Raw genomic sequence first — 16,537 nt, 5'->3', positions numbered from 1 at the left:
GGTTCGAGCGGCGGGTCAGGCACTTTCCACGGACCTGCCTCCGGGTTCAAGGCGGGAGCGCTCGGCGGCTCTGACACCGTCGGCAGATCCGGACGCGTGATGTCCGTGACCGAAGGCCATGCCGGTCGTCCGCGGGAAGAGACGGTCGGCGGCCACCCCCGCGACCTCGTCGCGGCGGGCCAGGACCGGCAGAGCGTTCTCCGCCTCGTGCGGAGTCAGGGAAACCTCGTCGGCGGCCGAGGTGAGCAGGTCGCCGACGCGGATTGCGTAGCTGAAGAGAAAAGCGCGCCGGTAGGCCGAGGTCTGCCCCGCCCGCGCAGCCTCGCGCGCGCCGGGGGAGGTGCGCATGAAGTAGACGCGTTGATGGTTGAGGCTGCTGAACAGCTCGGCTACATGGCGGACGTCGTCCGGGTGCCCGATCAGGCTGGCGATCCCGATGCCCCGGAACAGGACGGCACGGCACGAGTTGGCGAACGAGACCCTGCTCAACAGCAGAAACTGCTGTCTGACCCAGGGGGCCGCCAGCCTGATCCGCACGCTGACGAGGTCGCCCGGCGCGGGGGAGAGGCCGCCGGGGCAGGCGTTGTCGATCCGGTAACGCTGACGCAGCTGCTGGGCCTTGGCCACGAGGCTGTCCGCCTCGGCGGCGAAGGTGGTGGATTCGGCCTTCTTCAGCAGGCCCGTGATCCGCTGGAGGGCGCGGCGCTGTTCGACGCTCAGCCCGGCCGGGCCGGTGTCGCGTTCCTGCAGGAGGGGGAGGTCGGTGAGCAGTTCCGTGTCGTTGAAGTCGGGCAGGATGCGGAGGCGGTCGGCGATTTCCTCCATCCTTCCGGTCGCGCATTCGGTGGTGCGCCTGTTGCCCGGCTGCCGGCACTGGCGCTGCCACGCGGCGCGGACGGTGTCGGGGGCGACGGCCGCGACCCGGTGATGGGCGGCAGCCAGGAACGGGTCGACCGAGGAATCGAGGAGGTGGCGGACATCGTCGGGCGTCCATCCCCGGCAGGCGGCGAGAACGAGCCGGTCGACGATGGTCCACTGGAGTTCCTCCCGGCGGACGTGCTCGGGGTCAGCGAGGCTCTCGGCCATGGCGGCGTCGTAGGAGGCGAAGGCGTCGGTGAAAGCGGGGAGGATGGAGGGGGTCATGGTCTGGCTCCGTTCGTGGGAAAAGGTGTTCGATGTGTTCGTTCGGGATCAGTGGATCACGGGGGCCCGACATAGGCACCCCCGCCCGGCGGCGCGAGCCCTGGCGAACTGCGGGGAGGGGCCGGGCTCACCACCCCCGCCCGCACCCGTTTACGGTGCCGGGACACCTGGTTTGGACCGGCCGTGTCGGGTGCGCAATTAGAGTTGGGGGCATGAATCGCCAACAGGAATTCGTGCTGCGTGCCGTCGAGGAACGGGAGATCCGTTTCATCCGGCTGTGGTTCACCGACATCCTCGGATATCTGAAATCCGTCATGATGAGCCCGTCCGAGCTGGAGGGCGCGTTCGAGGAGGGGGTCGGGTTCGACGGCTCCTCGATCGAGGGGCTGTCGCGGATCTCGGAATCCGACACGATCGCCCTGCCCGACCCCTCGACCTTCCAGATCCTGCCCTTCGACACGGATCACCCGGAGCTGCAGACCGCGCGGATGTTCTGCGACATCACCATGCCCGACGGGCAACCCTCCTGGTCTGATCCTCGGCAGATCCTGCGCCGGCAGGTGAAGCTCGCCGCCGACGAGGGATTCACGTGCATGATCTCGCCGGAGATCGAGTTCTACCTCTTCCAGCCGGGCGCGGATCCGGGCAGCATCGAACCCACCGACAACGGCGGCTACTTCGACCAGGCGTCGCACAACATTGCGCCCCGCTTCCGTCGCGAAGCGATGACCGCGCTGGACGCGATGGGCATCGTCACCGAGTTCTCCCACCACGAGACCGCCCCCGGCCAGCAGGAGATCGACCTGCGGCACGCGGACGCGCTGACCATGGCGGACAACATCATGACCTTCCGCTACCTAATCAAACAGGTGGCCGCGGCCAACGGCGTGCGCGCCACGTTCATGCCCAAGCCCTTCACCGAACACGCCGGTTCGGCGATGCACTCGCACATCTCGCTGTTCGAGGGGGACACCAACGCCTTCCACGACCCGGACGACGAGATCTCGCTATCGAAGACGGCGAAGCACTTCATCGCCGGCATCCTGCACCGGGCGCCGGAGATCTCAGCGGTGACCAACCAGTGGCCGAACTCCTACAAGCGCATCGTGTTCGGCAACGAGGCACCGACGGCCGCCACCTGGGGCGTGTCCAACCGTTCGGCGCTTGTGCGGGTCCCCACCTACCGGTTGACCAAGGCGGATTCGCGGCGGGTGGAGGTCCGGTCGCCGGACTCGGCAACCAACCCCTACCTAGCGTTCTCCGTCCTTCTCGCCGCCGGGTTGGAGGGCATCCGCGAGGAGCACGAGCTCCGGGACCCGGCGGAGGACGACATCTCGCGCCTCACCCGCCGCGAGCGGATGGCGATGGGCTACAAGGACCTCCCGGCGTCGCTGGACCAGTCGCTGCGGATCCTGGAGAAATCTGATTTCGTCGCCGATATTCTGGGCGAGCACGTCTACGAGTACTTTCTGCGCTCCAAATGGAATGAGTGGCACAACTACCAGGAGCAGATCACGCCCTGGGAGCTGCGTTCCAACCTGGACTACTGACCCACGAGGAGCCCACCCGCATGACCACCCCGCGCGCCCGCACGACCGTCCCGTCCCCGGCCGTACTCAGCCTCACCGGCCACCGCGCCGCCGATGACCTCGCCTGGCTGGGATGGGACAACCCTGAGTCCTCCGACCTGTTGTGGGCGCTCAGCGGGGCAGGCGACGCGGACCTGGCGCTGAACACGCTCGTCCGGGTGATGACGGCGCTGGGCGAGGACCGCGCCGAATTCGACCGCGCGCTGCGCGGCGACGCGGCCCTGCGGGTGAGGTTGTTCGCGCTGCTGGGCGGCTCCACCGCGCTGGGTGACCACCTGGCCGCCAATCCGCACCTGTGGCGGGAACTTGCCCGCGGACTGCCCACGCCCGAGGAGCTCATGCAGGAGTTGCTCGGCTGCGTGGGTGCGGCGCCTGCGGAGTTCCAGGTCGAGGACGAGCAGGAGGAGGTGGGCGACACAGCCACCCCGGACCTGCGGACGCCGGGAACCTACCGCGCGCGCCTCACCGGCGCGGAGGCTGCAACCACGCTCAAACTGACCTACCGCACCCTCATCATGCGCATCACCGCGCACGATCTCGCGGGCACGTTCGTCGCCCGGCGCGGGGAGGGCGTCGAGCAGCCCGAGCTGACGTTCACCACCGTCACCGGCCTGCTCACCGCGCTCGCCGACGCCGCGCTCACCGCCGCCCTCGCCGTCGCGGTGGCCGGGGTCTACGGGGAGGAGGGGGGCGTAGACACGCGGCTGGCGGTCATGGCGATGGGCAAGTGCGGCGCGGGCGAGCTGAACTACATCTCCGACGTCGACGTCATCTTTGTCGCCGAGCCGCCCACCCAGAAGGCGACCCGCCTGGCGGGGGAGTTCATGCGGACCGGTTCGAAGGCGTTCTTCGACGTCGACGCGAACCTCCGGCCGGAGGGCAAGTCCGGGGCCCTGGTGCGGACCCTGGACAGCCACGTCGCGTACTACCGCCGGTGGGCGGAGACGTGGGAGTTCCAGGCACTTCTCAAGGCCCGGCCGATGACCGGCGCGATGGAGCTCGGGCGCGCCTACCTGGAGGCGTTGGCGCCGATGGTGTGGACCGCTTCACAGCGAGACTCCTTCGTCGACGACGTGCAGGCGATGCGGCGTCGCGTCCTTGAGAACGTGCCGGAGGCGATGCGGGAGCGCGAGCTGAAACTCGGGGTCGGCGGTCTGCGGGACGTGGAGTTCGCGGTCCAGCTGCTCCAGCTCGTGCACGGCCGGTCGGATGATTCCCTGCGGGTCCTGTCGACGGTGGACGCCCTGTCCGCGCTGGTCGTCGGCGGTTATATCGGCCGCGAGGACGGTCACCAGCTCATCGAGGCCTACGAGTTTCTCCGCCTGCTGGAACACCGCCTGCAGTTGCACCGGCTGCGCCGCACCCACACGATGCCTGCGGACGACGACCACCGGAACCTGTCTTGGCTGGCCCGCACCGCCGGGTTCCAGGCCTCCGGAAAGAAGACCGCGGTGGAGGCGCTGCAGCGGGAGCTGCGGCACATCCGTCTGTTGATCTCGGATCTGCATTCGCGGCTGTTCTACCGCCCGCTGCTGCACACCGTGGTCAACCTCTCCGTCGGTGAGCTCACGCTGTCCCCGGAGGCGGCGAAGCTGCAGCTCGCCGCTCTGGGCTACCGCCACCCGGCCCGCGCCTTCGAGCACCTCACGGCGTTGGCCGCCGGCGGCACGCGCAAGGCGAAGCTGCAGGCGATGCTCCTGCCGACCCTGATGACCTGGCTGTCGGAGACAGCGGACCCGGACGCCGGGCTGCTCAACTACCGCAAACTCTCGGACGCGGCCTACGACCGGGTGTGGTTCCTGCGGATGCTGCGCGACGAGGGAGTGGTGGGGCAGCGGCTGATGCGGATCCTGGGGACATCGCCGTTCACGTCGGACCTGATCATCTCTGCGCCGGACTTCGTCAAGCAGCTCGGCGACGGCACCGCCGGGCCCAAGGTCATGGATCCCGCCCCCGACCAGGTGAATAAGGCGCTGGTGGCGTCGTCGAAACGTCACGCGGACCCCAACCGGGCCGTCGCCGTCGCACGGTCGCTCCGGCGGGTGGAACTCGCCCGGATCGCGTCGGCCGACCTCCTCGGCTTCATGCCCGTCGACCAGGTCTGCCTGGAGCTCTCCCTGGTGTGGGACGCGGTGTTGCAGGCCAGCCTTCTGGCCGAGGTGCGGTGGAGCCTGGAGCAGAACGGTCTGGAGGAGCCCCCGGCCCGGATCGCCATCGTGGGCATGGGCAGGCTCGGCGGCGCTGAACTGGGTTACGGCTCGGACGCCGACGTCATGTTCGTCTGCGAACCCGCCGAGGGGGTGGACGACACCGAGGCCGTGAAATGGGCCATCGGCATCTGCGACGGGATGCGCACGCGCCTGGCCAAACCCTCCGGCGACCCACCCCTCGATGTCGACCTGGGGCTTCGGCCCGAGGGAAGGTCCGGCGCGGTGGTGCGCACCCTCGACTCCTACGCGCGCTACTACCGCCAGTGGGGCGAGGTCTGGGAGATCCAGGCCCTCCTGCGGGCCACGGTCGTCGCCGGCGACGAGGAGCTGGGCACCCGATTCCTGCGGATGATCGACGAGTTCCGCTACCCGGAGAACGGGGCGTCGACAAGCGACATCCGCGAGATCCGGCGCATGAAGGCGCGCATCGACGACGAGCGGCTGCCGCACGGCGCCGACCGCAACACGCACACCAAACTCGGCAGAGGCGCGCTCACCGACATCGAATGGACCGTTCAGCTGCTGACCATGATGCACGCCCACGACCACGAGGAACTGCACAACACCTCCACCCTGGAGGTCCTCGACGTCCTCGCGGAGAAGAGGATCATCCCGCCGGAACAGGTGCGGATCCTGCGGGAGGCGTGGCTGTTCGCCACCAACGCCCGCAACTCGCTGGTGCTGGTCAAGGGGCGGCGTATGGATCAGCTGCCGGGTCCGGGCCCGGCGTTGGCGCAGGTGGCGGGCGCCGCCGGCTGGGATCCCGAGGACTACCAGGGCTACCTGGAGCAGTATCTCCGGCTGACCAGGAAAGCGCGGCAGGTCGTCGACGAGGTGTTCTGGGGGGAACAGTCGATGGAGCCCTGAGCCGGGGTCAGGCACGTCCCCTAAGGGTGGTGACAGGCCCCCTCGGCCACGCTTAGGCTGGGGCCAGACCATCCGCACCCACTCCAAGGAGGCCGACACCATGGCCGTTTCCCTGTCCATCGACCTGACCGACGCCACCTTCGCCGACCTCCGCGCGCTGGTCGATGCGGCCCGCACCGCCGGCGTCTCCGACAACGTCACCCTCGTGCTCGAGGACACCACTCTCATCGTCACCGCCGACGACACCGCCGAGCGCGTCGAGGTGGTGGATGCCCCCGCCGCGGAGCACGGGCCGCGGGATGACGCGCGCGCCAACCGCGGGCCCTTCAGCTCCGGGAACTGGGGCAGCCAGGCGGGGCCGATCGGGGACGCCGCGATCCGCAGCGTCATCGACATCCTCACCGGCCGCCAGGAGCCGCCGCGTCGCAACGAGTGAATCGGATTCCCAGGGCGTTGCCATGGCCATGAAAGCTCCGCCCCTTAGTCTCGGCGTTCATGAACACCATGAAGATCCGTCATGCCGTCGCCGCCGCCCTCCTGGCCACGCTGCCGCTGGCTGGCGGGGTGGCCGTGGCCCAGTCCCTGGACCGGTCCATCGACGAGGTCCGGGGCCTGGCGCCCGCCGAGGTCGAACCCCCGGGGATGGCGCTCGGGGCTCAACTGGCAGGTGGCAACGGGATTAACATGTAGTCATGTTCATCACCTCGGTGCGGCTGGAGGCCATCCAGGACGACACCTACATCCGCCGGCTCCCGGTGGTCCGCCACCTGGCGGCCTTCGGCGCGCTGCGGTTGACCGCGCCCGTCACCCTCTTCGTGGGCGACAACGGCGCGGGCAAGTCGACCCTCGTCGAGGCCGTCGCCGTCGCTGCGGGCTTCGACTCCGCCGGCGGGCCTCTGCGGGACCAGGAATTCCGGGGGCAGGTCAGCAGCATAGAGTCGTCGCTGGCGAAATGGCTCAGCCTCCGCGGCCGGTCGATCCCGATGCGGGGTTATTTTCTGCGGGCAGAGACCCACTACGACACCGTCACCATCCTGGACACCCTCCAGGATGCGGAGTCGCCCCGCCGCGAGATGTCCCACGGAGAGTCCGTGATGTCCGTCCTGGCGGAGCAGATGGAGGGTGCGGGGCTGTACATTTTCGACGAGCCCGAATCCGGCCTGTCCATCGTGCGTCAGATGGCGCTGGTCGCGGAGATCGACCAGGCGGTGAAACGGGGCGGGCAGTTCATCATCGCCACGCATTCGCCGATCATGATGGCCATCCCCGACGCCTCGATCATCGAGATCACCGAGCAGGGCATCTCGGAGACCGTCTTCGAGGAGGCCGAGGCCGTCCTGGCCATGCGGGAGTTCCTCGAGGATCCGCAGGGGACGATCCGCTACATCCTGGGGTGAGCGGCTAATCCTCGGAGCTGTCCACCACGCGGACGCCGCCGCGGCCGGATCGGGAGCGGGCGGCGCGGCGCCGGGAGACGACGATGCGGAAGGTGATCAGGCCGGTCATGCCGATACCCCACGTCACGATGACGGCCCACCACGCGTAGCGGAAGTCCACCCAGGTGTAGGCCTGCCCGTTGGAGGAGTGGTCGAGGAGGAGTCCGACGGCCTGCGCCGCGAACATTCCGGCGAGGAATCCGCCCATGTTCGCCATGCCCGTGGCGGTGGCGACGATGCGGCGGTCCAGGTCCTCGCGGATGTCGTCGAAGCCGAAGTTCGAGGACGGGGTGAAAAAGGCCATGACGATGTTGACGATGATGAGCGCCGTGATGCCGCGGGGCTCGGCGGGCAGGAAGAAGATGATCCACGCCAGGCCGATGAAACCGGAGAAGGTGATCGACGCCAGGACACGATTGCGCCCCAGGCGGGCGGAGACGGGGCCCAGGATCGGGCCGGCGGCGATGGAGGCGAGGACGTTGACGGTCAGCACCATGCCGATGGCGGAGGTGGGCAGCCCCATCCCCAGGGTGATCAGCGGCGCGCTCCACAGCAGGGTGAACACGATCTGCAGCAGCATCGCCGAGTAGTGGTTGAAGAAGCCCTGCCAGCACAGCGGTTCCCTCAGCACCATGAGGAGCAGCCGCCCCAGCGGGATCCGTTCAGCCGGGTCCTTCTTCTCCGGGACGTGGTCGGGGTCCTTGGCCGCCTTGGCCGCGGCCCAGGTCTCGGGGGAGTCGGCGACCGCGACGCCGGCGGCGATGGCGACGAGCACGCCCACGGCGCCGAGGCTGAGGAAGGCGGTGCTCCAGCCGGGGCCGTGCAGCAGCGCCAGGAAAGGCACTGCGGAGAGGAACTGGCCGACCTGGCCCAGCGCCGCGGTCATCTGGGTGAACAGCGGAGTCTTCTTCAGCGGGAACCAGTAGGGGAGGATCCGCATCACCGAGAGGAAGGCCGTGGCGTCACCGGCGCCGATGAGCACGCGCGCGCCGATGGCCACCCAGTAGGAGGTGGTGAAGCCGAGGAGAACCTGCCCGGCCGCCATGATCAGCGCGCCGAAGAACAGCAGTTTCCTGGGCCCGAAGCGGTCGATGAGCATGCCCATGGGAATCTGGGCCGACGCGTACACGCCGAGTTGGACCGCAGTGAACACGGCGATGCGGGAGGCGTCGACGTCGAATCTGTCGATCGCGTCGACCGAGGCGACGCCGAAGGAGGTGCGCCCGGTGATGGCGACCACGTAGACCAGCACTGCGGTTACCCAGACGATGAGCGCCTTGCGGGTCACCTGTTCACGGGGGTGGGGGATGAGCAACGGTGTGGTCATAGAGAGCACCTTAGACCGTGCGGCGGGCACCTGCGCCGCTTCCCGGCGCAATTCGCCTGCCCGGGCGGGGACAATGGGCGCTCGTCCGATCCGGCAACGTATGGTTGACTCCGTGGATTATATTTCGACGCGCGACTCCTCCCGTACGCCCGCCAAGTTCACCGACATCCTGCTCGGTGGCCTGGCTCCAGACGGCGGCCTCTATCTGCCCGCCGAGTACCCGCAGATCAGCGATGACCAGCTGACCCGGTGGCGGACGCTGCTGGCCGACAAGGGCTACGCGGCCCTGGCGGCCGAGGTGCTCAAGCTGTTCATCGACGACATCCCGGCAGAGGATCTGGAGGCGATCGCCGCGCGGGCCTACACCACCCCGAAGTTCGCCCATGAGGACATCGTCCCCGTGACCGAGCTGGAGAACGGCGTGTGGATCGGGCATCTCTCCGAGGGGCCGACCGCCGCGTTCAAGGACATGGCGATGCAGCTGCTCGGTGAACTCTTCGAGTACGAGCTGGCCCGCCGCGGCGAGACGCTCAACATCCTCGGCGCGACCTCGGGTGACACCGGCTCCTCGGCCGAGTACGCCATGCGCGGGCGCAAGGGCATCCGCGTGTTCATGCTCACCCCGGCGGGCCGCATGACACCCTTCCAGCAGGCCCAGATGTTCGGCCTGGATGACCCGAACATCTTCAACATCGCCCTCGACGGCGTCTTCGACGATTGCCAGGACGTGGTCAAGGCCGTCTCCGCGGACGCCGACTTCAAGCGCGACAACCGCATCGGCGCGGTCAACTCCATCAACTGGGCCCGCCTGATGGCGCAGGTCGTCTACTACATCTCCTCCTGGCTGCGGATCACCGAATCCAACGGCCAGAAGGTCTCCTTCTCCGTCCCCACGGGCAACTTCGGCGACGTCTGCGCCGGCCACATCGCCCGCCAGATGGGTCTGCCCATCGACCGCCTCATCGTGGCGACCAACGAAAACGACGTCCTCGACGAGTTCTTCCGCACCGGTGACTACCGCCCGCGCCCGGCCGACGAGACCCTGGCAACCTCCTCTCCGTCGATGGACATCTCCCGCGCCTCGAACTTCGAGCGTTTCGTCTTCGACCTGGTGGGGCGCGACGCCGGCCGGATCGCCGACTACTTCGGCGTGCAGGTCCGCAACGGCGGATTCTCGCTCGCCGACGACCAGGCCTTCCCCGCCGCCACCGACCCCGCCGGTTTCGGCTTCGCCTCGGGCCGTTCCACCCACGCCGACCGCGTGGCCACGATCCGCGACACCTTCGAGCGGCTCGGCGTCATGCTCGACCCGCACACCGCCGACGGCGTGAAGGTCGCCCGCGACTGGCGCGACCGGATCGACACCCCGATCGTCTGCCTGGAGACCGCGCTGCCGGTGAAGTTCGCCGGGACCATCGAGGAAGCCACCGGGCGGCAGCCGGAGACCCCGGAGCGTTTCGCTGACGTCCTCGACGCCGAGCGCCACGTCACCGACCTGCCGAACGACGCGGAGACCGTCAAGAAGTTCATCGTCGACTCCATCCGCACGACGGAGGTGTAGCACCCGCCATGGGCCAGGAATTCAAGATGAGCCAGGAGTACTTCGAGGATTTCGATCCCGAGAAGTTCGCCGCCGAGATCAAGGCACGGGCCGCGGAACAGGCGGCCGAGGAGGACAAGCCGGGCGAGGAAGACGGCGTCGACAAGCAGTGAACACCCGCCTCTGGGCGGGCCTGGCCGCGGTGACCGCCGTGGGCGTGGGCTCGCTCATCTCCTGGTCCGTGGAGGAACAGGAGCGCAACCCCACCCCCGCAGCGGAGGTGGCCGCCGCCGCGCCCCGGCAGACGCCGACGCAGCTGCGCGCCCCGGCAGCCAGCCCGTGGGCGCCTGGCACGGGGGTGACCATCACGAAAACCGTGCCCGTTCCCGGGGAGACCATCCAGGTCGGACAGTGCACCGTGGCCTACAGCTTCACCGCCGACGACCGCGGTTACGCGGTGACGGCCTCCCACTGCGGGATGCCCGGCGACCACGTCTGGGCGACCGTCGACGGCGTCAACGCCGACTTCAGCGCCCCGGTGGGGACGTTCATCTACTCCGACCTCTACGACGCCGCGTCCAGCCGCCTGGACGTCGGCGTCATCGAGATCACCAACCCCCGGTACGTGATGGCCTCGCCCGACCCGCTGGCGGATACCGTCGTCGCGGAGAGCGTCGGGGAGCTGCCGGAGGTCATCTGCAAGTTCGGGGTGACCACGGGCGAGACCTGCGGCGAGCCGATCAACTCGACCGGCGTGGAGATCCTCGCCGACCACGACGGGGTGGAGCTGCGCGCCGTGGCCGCCACCGCCCGGGTGTGCGCGCGGGCGGGCGATTCCGGCGGCCCGGTGTACGCCGATTTCGACGGCCGCCGCGTCATCGTCGGGCTCGTCTCCGGCACCCGTGACGCGGGCGGCGAGCTGGCCTGCACCGAACCGGGGGCCGGGCCGATGACGATGTCCTACACCTCCATGCCCGCGATCCAGACCGTGCTCGACCGGGTCGTTCCGGGGGCCCGGTTCGAACCCCGTGTCGGGGTCACCGGTTAAGGTCTGGACCTGTTCGATTTTTCCACCCTCTGAACTGGGAGATCCCATGCCCTCTGTGCCGCACGCCGTCGCCGTCCTCGACCTGGAGACCACCGGGTTGGGGCCGTCCGACCGGATCCTCGAGATCGGCGTGGTCCTCCTCGACCGCGAGCTCCGGCAGGAGGCTACCTGGCAGACGCTGGTGCAGCCCGAGCGGGACATCGACAACTCCCACATCCACGGCGTCACCGCCACCGATCTGGTGCACGCGCCGACGTTCGCGGGTGTGGCCGCGGAGCTTGCGGAGCTTCTCGACGGCCGCGTGATCGTCGCCCACAACGCTCCCTTCGACATCCGCTTCCTCGCCGCCGAGTACGCCCGCCTGGGGGTGGAACTGCCCGCGGGCACGGGGTGGTTCCAGTGCACGCGGGTCCTGTCCCGGAGGCTGCTGCCCGGCGCCCCGCAGCGGCTGGCCGACTGCCTGGACACGGCCGGGCTGGGCAACGACCGCCCGCACGCCGCCCTCGCCGACGCGGCCGCCGCCGCGGACCTCTACCGGGCATTGTCGACCCGCCACGGCGCCACCCAGGGCGCGGCGGGGCCGCTGCGGTGGCTGTCTCCGGTCGACCTTCCCCGTCAGGCGCTCTGCGGCCGGGAAGAGACGGAGTCCGACCACTGGCTCGAGCGACTGTCCGCCAACGTGCCCGCCACCGGTGTCGCCGAGGTCGACGGCTACCGTCGGCTCCTGCGCGGCGCGCTGCTCGACGCCTCCCTGTCCCGCTCCGAGATCGGGCAGCTCGTGGCCGCCGCGGAGCAGGCCGGGCTCAGCCGGGAGGAGGCCGCCGACATCCACCTGGACTACCTGCGGCAGCTCGCGGTGGAGGCCTGGACCGACGGTGTGGTCACCGTCGCGGAGCGCACCCAGCTGCACGACATCGCCGTCCAGTTGGGCGTCGACCCCGAATCGGTCGACGCGCTGCTGGCCGAGCCCGTCCACGGCGAGGCGGAGGACGCCGGCCTGCGCCCCGGCGGCCGCGTGGCCTTCACCGGTGCCCTGGCCCTCGGACGCGACACCTGGGAGCTGCGGGCACGCGCCGCCGGGCTGGAGGCCGGCGCCGTCACCCGTTCGACCACCCTGCTGGTGGCGGCCAACCCCGACTCGATGAGCGGGAAGGCCCGCAAGGCCCGTGATCACGGCATCCCCATCGTCGACGAGACGACCTTCGCCCGCATGCTGCGCGACCTGATTCCCCTCGACGGGACACCGGGAGCCCCGGAAGCCCCGGGCACCCCTGACACGCCGCAACCCGCCCCGGCGCGCTACACCGGCGTCTTCCCGTGGCTGGAGAACCTCGGGGCGGAACCGTCCGGCCCGGACGACATCGCCCGCGCCTGGCTGCAGCGCCACCGGCACGTCCCCCTGCGCGAGCTCTCCCCGCTGCTCGACCCGGCGGAGGTGCCGGACTCGCTGCCGCGCACAGGCGCGGTGGTCGCGCGCTGGCTCAACCTCTACCCGCGGCCGCTCGACGCCTCGGTCACCCAGCTCGCGGACGTCCCCGGTTTCGGGCGCCTGCGCGTCCACCGGACACTCGTCGCGGTGGTGCACTCCGCGCTCGACGCCCCGGACGTCCAGGACTACCTGTCGGTGGAGTCCGAGGACATCTACCTCGACGGCCAGCCGGGCCCGGCCCCGCAGACCGGCGTGGCAACCGTCGTCGAGTGGCTGGCCCTGCTCGGGCACCTGCCGGTCATCCCGCAGGATTCCGCCCCGCCGGCCGTCGCTCACGCACTGGACGCCCTGGCCGGGGACACCTACTGGTCCGACCCTGCCACCGCGGCAATCCACCGCGCCCGCGCCGAGGTGGCGGAACGCATCGGGTACGACGCCCGCGACCTCGACATCTTCACCGGCCGGATCCTGGGGAAGCGGACCCTCGAGGAGATCGGCTCCCGCCACCAGGTCACCCGGGAACGTATCCGCCAGTTGGAGACCGGGCTCAAGCGCCGCCTGGTGGAACCCGCCGACTCGATCCACCTCGTGCTCGACGCGCTGGGCCGGCGTTTCGGTGTGCTCGCCCCGCTGGCCGACCTGCGCAGTGAGCTGCCCGCGCTCATGGACGAGGGCCCCGTCCCGGGCAACCCCGTGCTGGACACCCTGGCGTGGCTGGCCGACGAGTGGGAGATCTCCGGCGACTGGTTCCAGCGCGCCGGATTCGCCGACGACCTCGACGCCGCGCTGGCCGATTTCGCCGACGACTTCGGCGTGGTGTCCCTGCCGGCGCTGGCGGACAACCTGGGCGTCGACACGCAGGTGCTCAAGGACCGCCTGGCGGAGGACAAGACCCTGTACGGCGACCACATCCTCACCCGCGACCGCTCCACGCAGGACCGCGCCGCCGCCCTGCTGGCCATCGAGGGCGAGCCGCTGAGCAGCCTGGACATCGCGCGGCGGCTCGGCGAGATCAACCCGCGGACGCTGACCAACGCGATGTCCGCCGACGGGCGGATCACCCGCACCGGACGCGACCGCTGGGCGTTGAGCGGCTGGGGGCTGGAGGAGTACTCCAACCTGGCCGACTGGATCGGCAGGCGCGTCGAGGCCGGCCCGGTCCCTCTCGACCGCCTGCTGGACGAGGCCGTGGGCACCCTCGGAGTGGCGGAGTCTTCCGTGCGAGCCTACGCCTCCTCTGCCGAGTTCCAGACCGTCGAGGGCCAGGTCAGCCGGGCGGAGGAGATCCAGGAGGTCGAGGCAGACCCCCAGGAGACCCCCGGCCTCTACCGCATCGGCGGGGACCTGGTGTGGCTCACCACCGTCACCTCCGACCACCTCCGCGGCTCCGGCTCCGGCGTCCCCCGGGGAGTGGCCGTGGCGCTGGAGGTGCCCATGCTGGACAAGCGCACGCTGCCCAGCCCGCTCGGCGAGCAGACCGTGGCCATGTCGCGCACCGGCGCGACCGTCAGCACCATCCGTCGCTTCCTCGAAGCCGCCGGCATCGGCCAGGGCGAACGCATCTGGCTCACCTTCACCGGCGGGGGAGGGTTCGACGTCCAGCACGCCACCCCGCGCCGGGAGGGGCTGGGCGGTATCGCGGAGGTCCTCAACGCCACCGGGCTGGACACCTGGGTCAACCCGGCCGACCCCGGGGCGCTGGGCCGCACCAGCCAGGCCGTCGGGCTCGATCCCGCCGCTCCCCGGCGCCGGCTGGTGTCGCGCTTCCGGTACCGCCGCCAGGACGCTATCGCCGATCTCATTGCTGAGCTGTAGAAACGAAAGGAACCTTCCAGTGCCCACTCCCGATTTCATCCTCCGCCTACGCGAGAAGGTGGGAAACCAGGAACTTTGGCTGCCCGCCGTCACCGCCGTGGTCGTCCGCGACGTCCCGCCGGGCGCCCCGATCTGGGCTGTCCCGGAGGTGCTGCTGGTCAAGCGCGCCGACAACGGCGAGTGGACCCCCGTGTGCGGCATCAGCGACCCCGGCGAGGAGCCGCACGTCACCGCCGTGCGGGAGGTCAAGGAGGAGACGCTTCTCGACGCCCGCGTCGAGGCCCTCCTCGGCGTCGGCGCCACCGGGCCCGTCACCTACGGTAACGGCGACGTCACCCGCTACATGGACACCGCCATGCGCCTGAGCGTCGTCGGCGACGACACCCCGGCGGTCGGCGACGAGGAGTCCATGGACGTCGGCTGGTTCGAGATCTCGAAGCTGCCGCCGATCGGCCCGCGTTTCCGCATGGTCATCTCCGACGCGGTGGCCCAGATGAAGCACCCGGCCGGTTTCCGCCCGCGGATGGGCTACACCAAGCGGGGGCAGATGTAGCAGAACCGCAGGAACCTGGGAGGCCGGCCGACAGCCTTGCGAGTGACCTGGCGCACAGTCGGCGGCGTACCTATGCTGGGCGGCGTACGACGCGGCACCCCACCGCGGACTCTCTCACACAGGAGGTAATCGCCATGGCCGATGAGATCACGAAGGAAGACGTCGTGGCCAAGCTCCGCGACGCGAGCTGGGTCATGATGACCACCACGGACACGGACGGAAAGTTGCTGTCCCACCCCATGGTTCCCCAGCAGGTCACCGACGACGCGGACGTGTGGTTCTTCATCTCGCTGCGGGGCGGGCAGGCGCAGGCGCTGAAGGCTAACCCGCAGGTCAACCTTGCGGTGTCCGAGGCCGGCACCTGGCTGTCGGTGGCGGCCGAGGTCGATTTCGTCGAGGACCGGGCGAAGGTCGACGAGCTGTGGAACAAGGACGTCGAGGGCTGGTTCGAGGGCAAGGACGATCCCGCCCTGGGGCTGATCCGGGCAGACTCCGAGTCCGCCCAGTATTGGGGCCTGCCGGGCGGGAAGATGTCCGCCCTGGCGCGCATCGTGAAGTCGCGGGTCACCGGCGAACGCGCCGGCGGCGGCTCAGAGACGATGGAGCTCTAGCCCCGAAAAACGGAGCCTAGATCTTCTTGACGATGCTCGACTTCAGCTTCATCTGGCCGAAGCCCTCCACGCGGGCGTCGATGTCGTGGCCGTCGGTGGCGTCGACCAGCCGGATGTTGCGCACGGTGGTGCCGGCCTTGATCGGCTGGCTGGCACCCTTGACCTTGAGGGTCTTCACGACGGTGACGGAATCGCCGTCGGCCAGCACGTTGCCCACCGAATCCTTGATCACCGGCCCCTCGGCCTCGGCGGGGGCCGCGACGGCGGCGGGGTCCCATTCATGGCCGCACTCGGGGCAGACCAGGAGGGGATCCATCTCGTAGGTGTATTCGCTGCCGCACTCGGGGCAGGGTGGGAGGTTCGTTTCGCTCATGCCGCTTATTATGTCAGTCAGGCCGGTCATAGCGGTAGGCATCCGCGTTACCGCGGAGGCAGTCACGGAGTTCCTCGGGTGACCCGACGCGGCAGAACACCTCCAGCTCGGGCGGTCGGGAGGGGTCGAGGTAATCCTCCGGATCCAGCGCACCGCCGCAAACGACCGCGTGCGGCGGCCCCGGCTCCACGCCGATGAGCAGGCGGGCGGCGACGGCGGCGTCGAAAAGCAGGCCGCACTGCGCCGGGTTGGCGCTGATGCCGTGGACCTGGAGGTAGGGGGTGTGCGCGCCGGGGCCGAGCCACGCGGATTCAACCGGGGTGACCTCGCCGCCGAAGACGGGCAGCCGGCCGTCCCGGGTCCGCAGGAGGGCGTCGCCGCCGCCGGCCGCGAGCCCGTGGCGTTCCAGCAGATGACGCAGCTTCTCGACGCCCGCCGGGTCCGGCCCCTCGGGGGTCGCGAGGACGAGCCAGAAAAGTTGAGCCGGAGTCTCCACGGGGGCCAGGGTACCGGGCTCGGACGGCGCTCTGAACCGCAGCAGCTCTTCACGTGCGCGTCACGGCGCGTTCACCCGCAGTTCCTAGACTGCGGGTGAA

The 16,537-nt window shown here is 69.9% G+C and carries 15 protein-coding genes; 11 read left to right on the top strand and 4 right to left on the bottom strand.

Going from position 1 to position 16,537, the window contains the following annotated elements; all coding sequences use genetic code 11:
• Positions 1-15: 15 nt before the first annotated feature.
• The gene (locus B840_RS08615) at positions 16-1,143 is read right to left on the bottom strand and encodes a DUF2786 domain-containing protein (RefSeq protein ID WP_052491141.1); all 1,128 of its coding nucleotides are present in this window, start codon (positions 1,141-1,143) and stop codon (positions 16-18) included.
• A gap of 212 nt (positions 1,144-1,355) precedes the next feature.
• Here B840_RS08615 and B840_RS08610 point away from each other — a divergent pair, with 212 nt between their 5' ends.
• From B840_RS08610 to B840_RS08590, 5 genes are all read left to right on the top strand, one after another.
• Positions 1,356-2,693 carry a glutamine synthetase family protein gene (locus B840_RS08610; protein WP_042621818.1) on the top strand — a complete coding sequence of 446 codons (1,338 nt, stop codon included), beginning with the start codon at positions 1,356-1,358 and terminating at the stop codon, positions 2,691-2,693.
• 20 nt (positions 2,694-2,713) lie between these two features.
• A complete protein-coding gene (locus B840_RS08605; protein WP_042621817.1) occupies positions 2,714-5,809 on the top strand; it encodes a bifunctional [glutamine synthetase] adenylyltransferase/[glutamine synthetase]-adenylyl-L-tyrosine phosphorylase in 3,096 nt (1,031 codons plus the stop codon).
• Between the two features lie 100 nt (positions 5,810-5,909).
• Complete coding sequence (locus B840_RS08600; protein WP_042621816.1) at positions 5,910-6,245, top strand: hypothetical protein; 336 nt, start codon at positions 5,910-5,912, stop codon at positions 6,243-6,245.
• Positions 6,246-6,304: 59 nt separating this feature from the next.
• Positions 6,305-6,499: a hypothetical protein gene (locus B840_RS08595; protein ID WP_042621815.1), complete on the top strand. Its 195-nt coding sequence runs from the start codon at positions 6,305-6,307 to the stop codon at positions 6,497-6,499.
• Between the two features lie 2 nt (positions 6,500-6,501).
• On the top strand, positions 6,502-7,206 hold the full coding sequence (locus B840_RS08590; protein ID WP_042621814.1) for an AAA family ATPase: 705 nt from the start codon (positions 6,502-6,504) through the stop codon (positions 7,204-7,206).
• A 4-nt stretch (positions 7,207-7,210) separates the two neighbouring features.
• Here B840_RS08590 and B840_RS08585 read toward each other — a convergent pair whose 3' ends face one another.
• On the bottom strand, positions 7,211-8,572 hold the full coding sequence (locus tag B840_RS08585; RefSeq protein WP_042621813.1) for an MFS transporter: 1,362 nt from the start codon (positions 8,570-8,572) through the stop codon (positions 7,211-7,213).
• Positions 8,573-8,684: 112 nt separating this feature from the next.
• Here B840_RS08585 and thrC point away from each other — a divergent pair, with 112 nt between their 5' ends.
• The 6 genes from thrC (at position 8,685) to B840_RS08560 (ending at position 15,568) form a co-directional block, all read left to right on the top strand.
• Positions 8,685-10,133 (top strand): threonine synthase, encoded by a 1,449-nt coding sequence (gene thrC / locus B840_RS08580; RefSeq protein WP_042622647.1) that lies wholly within the window; start codon positions 8,685-8,687, stop codon positions 10,131-10,133.
• Between the two features lie 8 nt (positions 10,134-10,141).
• Positions 10,142-10,285 carry a hypothetical protein gene (locus B840_RS13700; protein WP_169745270.1) on the top strand — a complete coding sequence of 48 codons (144 nt, stop codon included), beginning with the start codon at positions 10,142-10,144 and terminating at the stop codon, positions 10,283-10,285.
• Positions 10,282-11,160: a trypsin-like serine protease gene (locus tag B840_RS08575; protein ID WP_052491140.1), complete on the top strand. Its 879-nt coding sequence runs from the start codon at positions 10,282-10,284 to the stop codon at positions 11,158-11,160. Before B840_RS13700 ends, B840_RS08575 begins: the two co-directional genes overlap by 4 nt.
• Before the next feature lie 46 nt (positions 11,161-11,206).
• Entirely contained in the window at positions 11,207-14,404 is a 3,198-nt protein-coding gene (locus B840_RS12905) for an exonuclease domain-containing protein (protein WP_052491139.1), read from the top strand.
• A 19-nt stretch (positions 14,405-14,423) separates the two neighbouring features.
• Positions 14,424-14,957: an NUDIX hydrolase gene (locus B840_RS08565; protein WP_042621812.1), complete on the top strand. Its 534-nt coding sequence runs from the start codon at positions 14,424-14,426 to the stop codon at positions 14,955-14,957.
• Between the two features lie 134 nt (positions 14,958-15,091).
• The gene (locus B840_RS08560; RefSeq protein ID WP_188656908.1) at positions 15,092-15,568 is read left to right on the top strand and encodes a pyridoxamine 5'-phosphate oxidase family protein; all 477 of its coding nucleotides are present in this window, start codon (positions 15,092-15,094) and stop codon (positions 15,566-15,568) included.
• Positions 15,569-15,584: 16 nt separating this feature from the next.
• On the opposite strand, the gene B840_RS08555 is transcribed toward B840_RS08560, so the two are convergent.
• Together B840_RS08555 and B840_RS08550 are read right to left on the bottom strand one after the other, a co-directional pair.
• Positions 15,585-15,941: a zinc ribbon domain-containing protein YjdM gene (locus B840_RS08555; RefSeq protein ID WP_042621810.1), complete on the bottom strand. Its 357-nt coding sequence runs from the start codon at positions 15,939-15,941 to the stop codon at positions 15,585-15,587.
• Positions 15,942-15,954: 13 nt separating this feature from the next.
• Positions 15,955-16,437: a hypothetical protein gene (locus B840_RS08550; RefSeq protein WP_042621809.1), complete on the bottom strand. Its 483-nt coding sequence runs from the start codon at positions 16,435-16,437 to the stop codon at positions 15,955-15,957.
• Positions 16,438-16,537 lie beyond the last annotated feature (100 nt).

Origin of the sequence: Corynebacterium marinum DSM 44953, assembly GCF_000835165.1 — a bacterium.
Taxonomy (GTDB): domain Bacteria; phylum Actinomycetota; class Actinomycetes; order Mycobacteriales; family Mycobacteriaceae; genus Corynebacterium; species Corynebacterium marinum.
The sequence above is the reverse complement of the archived record's forward strand: the minus strand, read 5'-3'. Positions and strand labels throughout refer to the sequence as shown.

Coding starts and splice junctions, on each gene's coding strand:
- B840_RS08590 (WP_042621814.1), top strand. CDS start 6,502: ATGTTCATCACCTCGGTGCGGCTGGAGGCCATCCAGGACGACACCTAC.
- B840_RS08600 (WP_042621816.1), top strand. CDS start 5,910: ATGGCCGTTTCCCTGTCCATCGACCTGACCGACGCCACCTTCGCCGAC.
- B840_RS08605 (WP_042621817.1), top strand. CDS start 2,714: ATGACCACCCCGCGCGCCCGCACGACCGTCCCGTCCCCGGCCGTACTC.
- B840_RS08585 (WP_042621813.1), bottom strand. CDS start 8,572: ATGACCACACCGTTGCTCATCCCCCACCCCCGTGAACAGGTGACCCGC.
- B840_RS08615 (WP_052491141.1), bottom strand. CDS start 1,143: ATGACCCCCTCCATCCTCCCCGCTTTCACCGACGCCTTCGCCTCCTAC.
- B840_RS13700 (WP_169745270.1), top strand. CDS start 10,142: ATGGGCCAGGAATTCAAGATGAGCCAGGAGTACTTCGAGGATTTCGAT.
- B840_RS08610 (WP_042621818.1), top strand. CDS start 1,356: ATGAATCGCCAACAGGAATTCGTGCTGCGTGCCGTCGAGGAACGGGAG.
- B840_RS08555 (WP_042621810.1), bottom strand. CDS start 15,941: ATGAGCGAAACGAACCTCCCACCCTGCCCCGAGTGCGGCAGCGAATAC.
- B840_RS12905 (WP_052491139.1), top strand. CDS start 11,207: ATGCCCTCTGTGCCGCACGCCGTCGCCGTCCTCGACCTGGAGACCACC.
- B840_RS08560 (WP_188656908.1), top strand. CDS start 15,092: ATGGCCGATGAGATCACGAAGGAAGACGTCGTGGCCAAGCTCCGCGAC.
- B840_RS08595 (WP_042621815.1), top strand. CDS start 6,305: ATGAACACCATGAAGATCCGTCATGCCGTCGCCGCCGCCCTCCTGGCC.